Annotated in this window: 3 protein-coding genes, 2 tRNA genes and 3 rRNA genes; 6 read left to right on the top strand and 2 right to left on the bottom strand. The window is 37.5% G+C overall.

Annotated elements, in window-relative coordinates:
- Nucleotides 1-395 precede the first annotated feature (395 nt).
- The 5 genes from OLM52_RS09220 to rrf all read left to right on the top strand — a co-directional run bounded on the left by OLM52_RS09220 (nucleotide 396) and on the right by rrf (nucleotide 5538).
- Nucleotides 396-1909 (top strand): 16S ribosomal RNA (locus OLM52_RS09220).
- 86 nt (nucleotides 1910-1995) lie between these two features.
- Nucleotides 1996-2069, top strand: a tRNA-Ile gene (locus OLM52_RS09215).
- A gap of 135 nt (nucleotides 2070-2204) precedes the next feature.
- A tRNA-Ala gene (locus OLM52_RS09210) sits at nucleotides 2205-2278 on the top strand.
- 134 nt (nucleotides 2279-2412) lie between these two features.
- Nucleotides 2413-5294: ribosomal RNA gene (locus OLM52_RS09205) — 23S ribosomal RNA — on the top strand.
- 134 nt (nucleotides 5295-5428) lie between these two features.
- Nucleotides 5429-5538: ribosomal RNA gene (gene rrf / locus OLM52_RS09200) — 5S ribosomal RNA — on the top strand.
- The 16S, 23S and 5S rRNA genes sit together here with 2 tRNA genes alongside, the layout of an rRNA operon.
- A gap of 479 nt (nucleotides 5539-6017) precedes the next feature.
- Here rrf and OLM52_RS09195 read toward each other — a convergent pair.
- Both OLM52_RS09195 and gldJ read right to left on the bottom strand, forming a co-directional pair.
- Nucleotides 6018-7304 carry a UDP-N-acetylmuramoyl-tripeptide--D-alanyl-D-alanine ligase gene (locus tag OLM52_RS09195; RefSeq protein ID WP_264548225.1) on the bottom strand — a complete coding sequence of 429 codons (1287 nt, stop codon included), beginning with the start codon at nucleotides 7302-7304 and terminating at the stop codon, nucleotides 6018-6020.
- 79 nt (nucleotides 7305-7383) lie between these two features.
- The gene (gldJ, locus tag OLM52_RS09190) at nucleotides 7384-9102 is read right to left on the bottom strand and encodes a gliding motility lipoprotein GldJ (RefSeq protein WP_264548224.1); all 1719 of its coding nucleotides are present in this window, start codon (nucleotides 9100-9102) and stop codon (nucleotides 7384-7386) included.
- Between the two features lie 210 nt (nucleotides 9103-9312).
- Between gldJ and porU the strand changes: the two genes are divergently transcribed.
- Complete coding sequence (porU, locus tag OLM52_RS09185; RefSeq protein ID WP_264548223.1) at nucleotides 9313-13194, top strand: type IX secretion system sortase PorU; 3882 nt, start codon at nucleotides 9313-9315, stop codon at nucleotides 13192-13194.
- The last annotated feature ends 27 nt before the right edge of the window (nucleotides 13195-13221 follow it).

Genomic DNA, 13221 nt, shown 5'->3' with positions numbered 1-13221 from the left:
AAACTGAGGATTAAACAAATCAAAAAACTTTTAAAAAAGTTGAAAAAAGATTTGGATAATAAAAAGTAAAGGTAGTATCTTTGCCGACCCGAAACGAAAGAATTGGGGGGTACAAGTTCTTAAAAATAGTGGGTAAGTGTTCAGGAAAAAATAATCAAAAAATTTTTTCAAAAAAGCTTGCCAGATTAAAAAAGAGTTGTACTTTTGCACCCGCTTTGAAACACAAGCGAAGTTAAAAAGAGAATGACACGTTCATAGACATATTGAATTGACAGCACAAATTTGTAGCAATACAGGTTTGAAAAAAAAGAGAGAGTAAGATTTTTCGATTATTATTGAAAAGACTAGCGACTTGAATCGAAACATAAGTTAGAGTTTACTCTAACAAACAATATACGATGAAGAGTTTGATCCTGGCTCAGGATGAACGCTAGCGGCAGGCCTAACACATGCAAGTCGAGGGGTAGAGTTCTTCGGGACTTGAGACCGGCGCACGGGTGCGTAACGCGTATGCAATCTACCTTATACAGGGGAATAGCCCAGAGAAATTTGGATTAATGCCCCATAGTGTTATAGAATCGCATGGTTTTATAACTAAAGTTCCAACGGTATAAGATGAGCATGCGTCCCATTAGTTAGTTGGTAAGGTAACGGCTTACCAAGACAATGATGGGTAGGGGTCCTGAGAGGGAGATCCCCCACACTGGTACTGAGACACGGACCAGACTCCTACGGGAGGCAGCAGTGAGGAATATTGGTCAATGGGCGCAAGCCTGAACCAGCCATGCCGCGTGCAGGAAGACGGTCCTATGGATTGTAAACTGCTTTTATACAGGAAGAAACCTCCCTACGTGTAGGGACTTGACGGTACTGTAGGAATAAGGATCGGCTAACTCCGTGCCAGCAGCCGCGGTAATACGGAGGATCCAAGCGTTATCCGGAATCATTGGGTTTAAAGGGTCCGTAGGCGGCCTTATAAGTCAGTGGTGAAATCTCCTAGCTCAACTAGGAAACTGCCATTGATACTGTAGGGCTTGAATTTTTGTGAAGTAACTAGAATATGTAGTGTAGCGGTGAAATGCTTAGATATTACATGGAATACCAATTGCGAAGGCAGGTTACTAACAAACGATTGACGCTGATGGACGAAAGCGTGGGGAGCGAACAGGATTAGATACCCTGGTAGTCCACGCCGTAAACGATGGATACTAGCTGTTCGGAGCAATCTGAGTGGCTAAGCGAAAGTGATAAGTATCCCACCTGGGGAGTACGCACGCAAGTGTGAAACTCAAAGGAATTGACGGGGGCCCGCACAAGCGGTGGAGCATGTGGTTTAATTCGATGATACGCGAGGAACCTTACCAAGGCTTAAATGTAGATTGACAGGACTGGAAACAGTTTTTTCTTCGGACAATTTACAAGGTGCTGCATGGTTGTCGTCAGCTCGTGCCGTGAGGTGTCAGGTTAAGTCCTATAACGAGCGCAACCCCTGTTGTTAGTTGCCAGCGAGTCATGTCGGGAACTCTAACAAGACTGCCAGTGTAAACTGTGAGGAAGGTGGGGATGACGTCAAATCATCACGGCCCTTACGCCTTGGGCCACACACGTGCTACAATGGACGGTACAGAGAGCAGCCACTGGGTGACCAGGAGCGAATCTACAAAACCGTTCTCAGTTCGGATCGGAGTCTGCAACTCGACTCCGTGAAGCTGGAATCGCTAGTAATCGGATATCAGCCATGATCCGGTGAATACGTTCCCGGGCCTTGTACACACCGCCCGTCAAGCCATGGAAGCTGGGGGTGCCTGAAGTCGGTGACCGCAAGGAGCTGCCTAGGGTAAAACTGGTAACTAGGGCTAAGTCGTAACAAGGTAGCCGTACCGGAAGGTGCGGCTGGAACACCTCCTTTCTAGAGAAGAGACGAGGCGCTAACTTAACGATACGCAAAATATTACTCTCGCTGTTAATTCAAATAATACAAATAAGTAAAAACAGAGTCTCGTAGCTCAGCTGGTTAGAGTACTACACTGATAATGTAGGGGTCCCCAGTTCGAGTCTGGGCGGGACTACTACTTTTAATTACGAATTAAGAATTACGAATTAAAAAGTAGTAAAGTTTTATTTATTAGAGGAAATTTTAGAAGTTGAGAGATTAGGAATTATAAAATTCGTAATTCATAATTCATAATTTTTAATTAAAAATTGGGGGATTAGCTCAGCTGGCTAGAGCGCCTGCCTTGCACGCAGGAGGTCATCGGTTCGACTCCGATATTCTCCACAATCCGTTAAGCGGAAAAAGTTCATTGACATATTGAGATAAAAATATTTAAAAAGTAGAAAGTACAGTAGATATGCGATTTATCGCGTATTTATTAAAAAAAGTCCTAGTTTTATTATATAGAATTAGGCGGCACATAAGCAAAATAAGGGCGTATGGGGGATGCCTAGGCTCTCAGAGGCGATGAAAGGCGTGATAAGCTGCGAAAAGCTACGGGGATTGGCACACACGAATTGATCCGTAGATACCTGAATGGGGCAACCCGGCATGTTGAAGACATGTCACTCCGATAGGAGAGCAAACCCGCTGAACTGAAACATCTAAGTAGGCGGAGGAGAAGAAAACAAAAGTGATTCCGTAAGTAGTGGCGAGCGAACGCGGATTAGCCCAAACCAATGTTGTTACGGCAATGTTGGGGTTGTAGGACCACGACATTCTATGCGGATTGAACCGGAATTACCTGGAAAGGTAAACCAAAGAGGGTGATAGTCCTGTATGGGTAAGAGAAGATATAGATAGTGGTATCCTGAGTAGCGCGGGGCACGTGAAACCCTGTGTGAATTTGGCGGGACCATCCGCTAAGGCTAAATACTCCTGAGAGACCGATAGTGAACCAGTACCGTGAGGGAAAGGTGAAAAGAACCGTGAATAACGGAGTGAAATAGATCCTGAAACCATACGCTTACAAGCGGTCGGAGCCCTTTCGTGGGGTGACGGCGTGCCTTTTGCATAATGAGCCTACGAGTTACCGTTGCTGGCAAGGATAAGTACTTATGGTATGGATCCGTAGCGAAAGCGAGTCTGAATAGGGCGCTTTAGTCAGTAATGGTAGACGCGAAACCGTGTGATCTACCCATGGGCAGGATGAAGCTGTGGTAACACATAGTGGAGGTCCGAACCGGTTGACGTTGAAAAGTCTTCGGATGACCTGTGGGTAGGGGTGAAAGGCCAATCAAACTCGGAAATAGCTCGTACTCCCCGAAATGCATTTAGGTGCAGCGCTGGGTATAAGTTATATAGAGGTAGAGCTACTGATTGGATGCGGGGGCTTCACCGCCTACCAATTCCTGACAAACTCCGAATGCTATATAATGTTTACCAGCAGTGAGGGCATGGGTGCTAAGGTCCATGTCCGAGAGGGAAAGAACCCAGACCATCAGCTAAGGTCCCCAAATATATGCTAAGTTGAAATAACGAGGTTTGTCTGCCCAGACAGCTAGGATGTTGGCTTGGAAGCAGCCATTCATTTAAAGAGTGCGTAACAGCTCACTAGTCGAGCGGACGAGCATGGATAATAATCGGGCATAAGCATATTACCGAAGCTATGGATTTACGTTTTACGTAAGTGGTAGGGGAGCATTCTAAACTGGGTCGAAGGTGTGATGTGAGTCATGCTGGACTGTTTAGAAAAGAAAATGTAGGCATAAGTAACGATAATGCGGGCGAGAAACCCGCACACCGAAAAACTAAGGTTTCCGCAGCTATGCTAATCAGCTGCGGGTTAGTCGGGTCCTAAGGCGAACCCGAAAGGGACAGTCGATGGCCAACGGGTTAATATTCCCGTACTACTTATAATTGTGATGGAGAGACGCAGTGGTGAAAGTACCGCGAACTGACGGAATAGTTCGTTAAAGCACTTAGCTATAGGCCCGGTAGGCAAATCCGCTGGGACTGGTGAAATGCGATAGTACACGGAGTCTTCGGACAAAGTGATAGTGTACCTAAAGGCTGCCAAGAAAATCTTCTAAACTTAGATTATAAGTACCCGTACCGTAAACCGACACAGGTAGTTGAGGAGAGAATCCTAAGGTGCTCGAGAGATTCATGGCTAAGGAATTAGGCAAAATAGACCTGTAACTTCGGGAGAAAGGTCGCCACGCTCAGGCGTGGCCGCAGTGAAAAGATCCAGGCGACTGTTTATCAAAAACACAGGGCTCTGCAAAATCGTAAGATGAAGTATAGGGCCTGACACCTGCCCGGTGCTGGAAGGTTAAGAGGAGATGTTATCTTCGGAGAAGCATTGAATTGAAGCCCCAGTAAACGGCGGCCGTAACTATAACGGTCCTAAGGTAGCGAAATTCCTTGTCGGGTAAGTTCCGACCTGCACGAATGGTGTAACGATCTGGATACTGTCTCAGCCATGAGCTCGGTGAAATTGTAGTAGCGGTGAAGATGCCGCTTACCCGCAGTGGGACGAAAAGACCCTGTGCACCTTTACTATAGCTTAATATTGACCTTGGACACGTGATGTGTAGGATAGGTGGGAGACTGTGAAGTGGCGTCGCTAGGCGTTGTGGAGTCATTGTTGAAATACCACCCTTTGCTTGTCTGAGGCCTAACCCCGCTATGCGGGGGACATTGTTTGGTGGGTAGTTTGACTGGGGTGGTCGCCTCCAAAAGAGTAACGGAGGCTTCTAAAGGTTCCCTCAGCACGCTTGGTAACCGTGCGTAGAGTGCAATGGCATAAGGGAGCTTGACTGAGAGACATACAGGTCGATCAGGTACGAAAGTAGAGCATAGTGATCCGGTGGTTCCGCATGGAAGGGCCATCGCTCAAAGGATAAAAGGTACGCCGGGGATAACAGGCTGATCTCCCCCAAGAGCTCATATCGACGGGGGGGTTTGGCACCTCGATGTCGGCTCGTCACATCCTGGGGCTGGAGAAGGTCCCAAGGGTTGGGCTGTTCGCCCATTAAAGTGGCACGCGAGCTGGGTTCAGAACGTCGTGAGACAGTTCGGTCTCTATCTACTGTGGGCGTTAGAAATTTGAGTGGATCTGATTCTAGTACGAGAGGACCGAATTGGACTAACCGCTGGTGTATCTGTTGTTCCGCCAGGAGCACTGCAGAGTAGCTACGTTGGGAAGGGATAAGCGCTGAAAGCATATAAGCGCGAAACCCACCACAAGATGAGATTTCTTTTAAGGGTCCTAGAAGATGACTAGGTCGATAGGCTATAGATGTAAAGGCAGTAATGTCATAGTCGAGTAGTACTAATAACCCGTAAGCTTATGTACAATTCCTCCGCTTCGGCGGAGGAAGAAACTTTCTTTAAATTTATTTATCTCAGTATGTTAAGATATTATTGCAATTACGAATTTAAAATTATGAATTACGAATTGTAAATGTTGTCCAAAGCAACATAACCTCTTAAGGTGGTTATTGCGTCGGGGCTCACCTCTTCCCATTCCGAACAGAGAAGTTAAGCCCGATTGCGCAGATGGTACTGCAGTAATGTGGGAGAGTATGTCGCCGCCTTTCTTTTGAAAACCCTTCATCTATCGATGAGGGGTTTTTTGTTTTTAATAATGTTCATAAAATTTAATTAGCACTCTGAACAGTGTAGTTGATCCCAAAAAAACGGCATTATTGTAAAGTAATTTGGGAGAATTAGCTGTCTTTGAACATGCTTAGTTTTGCTAAAGATTCAAGTATTTTTTAAAGCCTTAGGTAGGGTTTTATAAAAAATAGGTTAATTACTAAATTTTAAAACTGATTACTTATTTTGTAGTAAAACATTAATTTGTTCACTTAACCAGTTTATATGGGCTTTCTCTTGTTCCATTTCTCTTCTAATAATTAGTTTTAAATTATAAAGACTTATAAGTTAAAAAATTATGTTGAAAGTGTTGTTGTAGATGGCTTAGATAATTGATTTTTTTAAATTTGATGTTCTTATAAAAGTATTAAAACTGCATAAAAAACACTTTCTTTAATTTGTAGACTAAATTTTTTAAAAATTATAGTATTTCTAAAGTTCTTTCTAATGCCATTCCACGAGAACCTTTAATTAATATTAGAGTCTCCTCAGTTGGTTTGTTTTCTTTTAAGTATTCAGAAAAAGAATTATAATCCTTAAAGAAGATTGTATTTTGATTTTTTATTTTGTTAGCATAAAAATATTTGCCAATAAAATAAGTTTTAATTCTTGATTCATTTTCTATTAAATTAATGATTTTTTTATGTTCGCTAAGACTTTCACTGCCTAATTCAAACATATCGCCAAGAATAGCAATTTTATTGGTTTTATCAAGTTGAATAAAGTTTGTTATTGCCGCGTGCATACTACTTGGATTTGCGTTGTAAGCATCTAAAATTATTTCATTACTATTTTTTTTGATTAATTGTGATCTATTATTTTCAGGTATATAGTTTTCTATTGCATCTTTAATTAATACATCAGGTATTTTAAAATATTTTCCAATTGTAATAGCAGCATTGATATTGTTTGCGTTGTATATTCCAATTAGATTTGATTTTATTCTTAAAGAATTGTATTTTATTTCTACCATTGGATTAGCTTCAATTTTATTTATATGAACGTCAACGTTAATTTCGTTGGCAGAAAATGTATATCTTATTTGATTTTTTGTTTTGTCATTTTGTATTGGATCATCATAATTCACAAATATTAATTTATTGTTTCTGATTAGATGTTCATACATCTCACTTTTGCCTTTGATTACACCTTCAACTCCTCCAAAACCCTCTAAATGGGCTTTTCCAAAGTTTGTTATATAGCCATAATCTGGCTTAGCTATTTCGCACAAAAATTCTATTTCTTTTTGATGATTTGCTCCCATTTCAACAATACCGATTTCGGTATCTTTTGTAAATCGCAACAATGTTAGAGGGACACCAATATGGTTGTTTAAATTACCTATTGTTGCTATTGTTTTGTATTGTTTTGAGAGGATAGCAAGAATTAGTTCTTTTGTGGTTGTTTTGCCATTGCTTCCTGTTAATGCTATAATTGGTAGATTAAGGTATTTTCTATGAAATTTTGAAAGCTCTTGTAAAGTTTTAAGAGTATTGTCTACGAGTATAGTTCTTTCGTTAATATAAAAATTCTTATTATCAATGATTACATATTTAGCACCCTTGTTTAAAGCTTCTTGAGCGAAAGTATTTGCGTCAAAATTGTCTCCTTTTAATGCTATGAATAAGCAGTCTTTTTGGATTTTTCTAGTATCTATTGAAACTTCTGTGCATTCTAAAAATAAGGAGTGAATTGAATTTATTGTCATTTGAAATGAATTTATAAATAACGAAGATAAAAAAAAGCCCTTTTGCAAAAAAGGGCTTTTTAAAGTATTTTGTAGAAAATTAATTTTTAGGATTTCCTCTTGGAGTCTTTTTATTAGATTTTGGTCCAACTTTAGACATTGCACATCTGAAACCTATGTAGTCAGTTGCCATATCTTGAGGGAAAAATCTTCTTGAAGCTGGGTCTAACCAATAAGCTCTATCTCTCCATGATCCACCTTTGTAAACTCTTACATTATCGTCAATAAGTGTAGTTCTTTTATCAGATTTGTCATATTGTTTCACCATTTTCTTTTCTGTACCAGTAGAGTCTACTGAAGTTGAAATCTTATGTTTTGGTGATTCATACATTCTGAATTTTTCTTCTTCACCTTCTCCACCTTCTTCGTCAGATGAACCAAACTTAAAGAAACGTGTAGATTGTCTATCACCATCTCTATAATTTCTATTATCAGAGGTTGAGAATTGTGTTCTTAAATATGTTTCGTTTTCATCAACTGGTACTTGTGCAATTTGACCAGGGAAATTTCTTGCCATGATTCTACCATTACTCAATGTATCATAAGTGATGTTATCAGATGTTACTAATTCAACAGTTCCATCTTCTCCGATTTTATTTTTAGTATAAACGTTACCTCTGAAGTAGTTAAAGTCATTAGCTTCGTCGTCAACCATTGGTCTATAAACGTCTTGTACCCATTCAGCAACGTTTCCAGCCATATCATATAATCCAAAGTCATTTGGACTGTAACTTTTTACTTTATTAGTGATATCAGCACCATCATCAGACCATCCAGCAATTCCTCCGTAGTCACCTTTACCTTGTTTAAAGTTTGCAAGTTGATCTCCACGGTATTGTCTTTTTCCTGAACGAGTATATTGACCACTCCAAGGATATTTCTTTTGTCCTTTGTAGATATTATATTCTCTATTGCCTACTAATGCAAGCGCAGCATATTCCCATTCAGCTTCTGTTGGAAGTCTATATTCTGGCAAAATTAAACCAGAACTTCTTTGTGCATATACGTTTTTAGCAGTATCAGCGGCTGGTCTTCTCCCTCCACCCATTTCTTTTTTAAGAACTACTTCTTCATTACTTCCAAAAGAAGTAGAAGGAGTGTTGATATATGCTTCAGTATTGAATGATTTTTCTGCAGTAACTTCAGTACCAAGCATAATTTTGTTGTCTTTTTTCAAATAGCCTTCGCGTTCTAAAATGTTTTCATTTACACGGTCAGTTCTCCATTTGCTAAACTCTGTTGCTTGGATCCAATTTACACCAACTACTGGATAATCTGCATAGGCAGGATGTCTTAGGTAGTTGTTAGTCATTGTTTCATTGTAACCTAAACGATTTCTCCAAACTAAAGTATCTGGAATTGCACCGTTATAGATGTTTTTGTAGTTTTCTTCTGTTGGAGGAAAAACTGTCTTTACCCAATACAAGTATTCAGAATACATTTTATTGGTAACTTCAGTTTCATCCATGTAAAAAGATTGAACGTGTTGTTGATTTGGAGAATTATTCCAATCATGCATTACATCATCTTGAACTTTACCCATTGTAAACGTTCCGCCTTCAACAGGAACCATTCCTGGAGGAGTTTCTTGTTTTTTGAACTTGTCGTTAAACTGAAATCCACCTTTTTTATCGTTGATTTTCCAGCCAGTTGCTGAAGAACCACCTTTAGTGCTTCCTTTTTTTGTACAACCAGTAAAACCTATTGTTAGAGCTACTACAACTAACAATTTTAAAGCCATAATTTTCTTAATTTTCATACTTTAGTAGGTAATAAATTTAGTGTCGCAAGATAATAATTATGTATTAATATGCAACACGTTTTTAAAATTTTGTAAAAAAAAATTAATCTTGCGTTAAATTCCTTTTTATTACAACGTATTTGCATATATTTTATTGTAAAAATTAGATTAAAATAAAATAATTTTTTCTCTTTGTAATATATTTTCCAAATATACGTTTTAAAACAGATGAAAAAGATACTCCTATATATATATGTTTTGTTTATTAGCAATGTTGTTGCTCAACAAACAGAAACAATTACACTAAATTGGAATTCTAAGCTTGAATATGACTTGGGTGATTTTACCGTAAAAATCCCTCAATTTCAAAATGAGCATTTTGTATATAATGTGATAAGCAAAACCATTGGTTTTAGAAAGGTTATTGATGTTTCAAATGTATTAGATAATAATGCATTGCAAATTACTAATGTTGTTTATGAAAATCTCAATGCAAATGATTTGTATGATTTAGATAAATCACAAATTACAACTTCTATAAATGCAAGGTTTGAAACGGCTAATGCACGTGGAATTTTTAAAGGTTTTTTGTCTTTTAATCCAATAATAAAAGAGGGGTCTGGATTTAAGAAAGTAATTTCTTTTACTTATTCATTAAATAATAATTCAGTTTCTAATAAAGTTGATAATCGGAATGCATTTTCTATTTCAGCAGTTACGAATTCGGTTTTAGCTTCTGGAAATTGGTATAAATTTTACATAGAAAAGTCTGGTGTATATAAAGTTTCAAAATCTTTTTTACAAAGTTTGGGTTTAAATGTTAATGTGGATCCCCGTACAATTAAAATTTATGGTAATGGAGGAAGGATGTTGCCCTTATTAAACGATACTTCTTATCCATTAGATTTAGAGGAGAATGCAATTCAATTTATAGGAGAAGAAGATGGTGTTTTTGATGCATCAGATTATATTTTGTTTTATGCAGAAGGAGTTGATACTTGGAATTCTGAAAGTTTGACTAGTGTTAATCTATTTTCAGATAAAGCGTATTACTATGTTACAACTACTGGTGGTTCAGGCAAACGCATTTTAAATGCAATCGAACCTACAGCTGTATCAAATTTGCAATTTACTCAGTTTGATGATGTTCTTTATTATGAAAAAGATTTGGTTAATGGTGGAAAAGTAGGCAGAAGATGGTTTGGAGAGCAATTTAATATTGATGATAGTCAAACGTTTGATTTTTCTATTCCAAATCTTGATACTTCTGTTCCTGTTGAATTAAAAATAAATACGGCTTCAAAATCATTTGGAAATTCTTCTTTTAATTTCAATGTAAATGGCGCCAATATAGGCACAGTGAGTTTTCCTCAATTGGTTCCTTTTAGCGGTACTGAAGGATTTGAATCTGCCTTGAATACAACCTTTACGGCTACTTCTTCTACTATTTCAATTCGTTTGAACTATGATAATGGTGGTGTTCCTAGTTCTAACGGATATTTAGATTTTATTCGTTTAAAAACTAAAAGAAATTTAACAGGTTTTGGAAAACAATTTATGTTTTTTAACGATGATCAACAAAATAATATCGGTGTTGCTCAGTATAATTTAACAGGTGCAAATGCAATTTCTCAGGTTTGGGATGTAACGGATATTTACAATGTTTCAAAATATGTTAATACTTCGGGAGCAAATTTTTCTTTTAAAGTAAATTTAGGAACTGCTCGAAAATATATTGCGGTAGATTTAAGCGATGTATACGCTCCTTCAAAAGAAACTACATCAACAGTTGCAAATCAAAATATTAAAGGGACAATTTTTAAAGATGTTTCTGGAAATTTTGAAGATATAGATTATTTAATTTTTACGCCACAGTTCTTAGTAAATCAAGCTGAAGCACTTGCTAATTTTCACAGAACTAATTCTGGAATGAGTGTTCGTGTAGTTGCTTTAGAAAATTTGTATCATGAATTTTCATCAGGAAAGCAAGATATTGCGGCTATTCGAAATTTAATAAAGTATGTATATTGGAATGCTTCTTCTCCCGATAAAAGAGTAAAATATGTGAATCTTTTTGGGGATGCTTCTTATGATTACAAAGATAGGGTACCTAATAATAACAATATTGTTCCTGTTTTTCATGGGTTTAATCCTCAAGCATCTGAAACCAATAATGCTTCAAATTTTTCATTGTTTTCTTCATTTATGTCTGATGATTTTTTCGGAATGATGGATAATGGTGAAGGCACTATGACTACTGGATTTGACGGAATTGATATTGCAGTTGGAAGAATGTTGGTTTCAAGTACTTCTCAAGCACAAGAAATGGTGAATAAAGTAATTGAATATCATGATGAAAAATCCTATGGACGTTGGCGTAATAATTTTGTGATATATTCTGATGATGCTGATAATTCTACAGATGCTACATTGCAATTTGGTTTAAATAATTTAGCCGATGTTTTAACTTCTCAAAAGCCTTTTGTAAATGTAAAAAAAATTCATACCGATGCTTATGTACAACAAGTGGCTGCAGGTGGTGAACGATATCCAGAAGCTAAAGCTGATTTTTTAGACGCTATAGAATTAGGAGCTCTTGTTTTTAATTATTTTGGACATGGAAATGAGGAGGCATTAGCCAGAGAGCGATTGTTTGAAAAATTAGATGCGCAAAATTTAACCAACCGATACAGATATCCTTTGTTTGTTACAATAACTTGTGAGTTTACACGCTTTGATGACCCAAACAGGTTAACAGGAGGAGAGTTTATGTTTTGGAATAAGTCGGGAGGTGCAATAGGATTAATTGCGACAACAAGACAAATAGGTGTTTCAACAGGGTTTACGATGAATAATTTGTTGAGTGAGGATTTATATGCCTTTGGTTCTAATGATTATCCAACTATTGCAGAAGCCTTGCGGATGACAAAATTGTCTACAGGTTCAGATAATAGAAGGGTTGTGTTTTACATTGGAGATCCTGCAATGAAGCTAGCAATTCCAAAGCCAAAAGTTGTTTTAACTAAGGTAAATGATGTTCCTGTAAATCAACCTTTACCAGTGCTTCAGGCGTTGAGTTTGGTGAAGATTTCAGGCGAAGTTAGAGATGAAAATGAGGTTCTGATTTCAAATTACAACGGTGATTTAGCGGTTCAAATTTTCGATAAAGATATCAATAGAACTACTTTAGGTAATAATGGAATAACAGATTCAGGAGGTTTAATTACAATGGATTTTACAACGTTAGGGGAAACTGTCTTTAGAGGAAATGCTTCAGTGGTTAATGGACAATTTGAATTTAGTTTTGTCGTGCCTCAAGATATTCGTATTCCTGTTGGAAATGGAAAAATTAGTTTTTATGCAAAAAGAGCTATTCCAAATTTAGATAATCAAACAGGTTTTGATAAAACAATCCAAATTGGTGGCGTTAACGTAAATGCAGTAAGTGATACAAATCCGCCTAAAGTTCGATTGCATATGAATGATGAAGGTTTTGTTTCGGGTGGAATTACAAATTGCTCTCCTATTTTATTAGCTTTCTTGGAGGATGAAAACGGAATCAATACAGCAAGTGGAATTGGACACGATATTGTTGCAATTTTAGATGGAGATGAAACCAATCCATACATTTTGAACGAATATTATGAAACAGAAAATGACGATTATACAAAAGGTTTTGTACGTTTTCCATTCAGAGATTTGACTCCTGGTTTACATACTGTTTTGTTTAAGGCTTGGGATGTTTATAACAATTTGGTTACAGCTGAAATCCAATTCAATGCTATTTGTTCAGATGAAGGATTGCGAATTGAGAAAGTGTTAAACTATCCAAATCCATTTGTAAGTTACACCGAGTTTTGGTTCAACCATAATATGCCATTTGAGCCGTTAGATGTTCAGGTTCAAATTTTAACTATTTCCGGAAAATTGGTAAAAACTATAAATCAACAAGTAGTAACAGAAGGGTTTTTATGTAGAGAAATTACTTGGGATGGTCGAGACGATTTTGGTGATAGAATTGGGAAAGGAGTTTATGTTTATAAATTAACGGTAAAGTCAGTTACAACTGGAAAATCAGCAGAAAAATACGAGAAACTTGTAATACTATAATAAAATACTATATTTGTCAAATTAATT

Origin of the sequence: Flavobacterium sp. N2820, assembly GCF_025947285.1 — a bacterium.
Taxonomy (GTDB): Bacteria; Bacteroidota; Bacteroidia; order Flavobacteriales; family Flavobacteriaceae; genus Flavobacterium.
The sequence above is the reverse complement of the archived record's forward strand: the minus strand, read 5'-3'. Positions and strand labels throughout refer to the sequence as shown.

Coding starts and splice junctions, on each gene's coding strand:
- OLM52_RS09195 (WP_264548225.1), bottom strand. CDS start 7,304: ATGACAATAAATTCAATTCACTCCTTATTTTTAGAATGCACAGAAGTT.
- gldJ (WP_264548224.1), bottom strand. CDS start 9,102: ATGAAAATTAAGAAAATTATGGCTTTAAAATTGTTAGTTGTAGTAGCT.
- porU (WP_264548223.1), top strand. CDS start 9,313: ATGAAAAAGATACTCCTATATATATATGTTTTGTTTATTAGCAATGTT.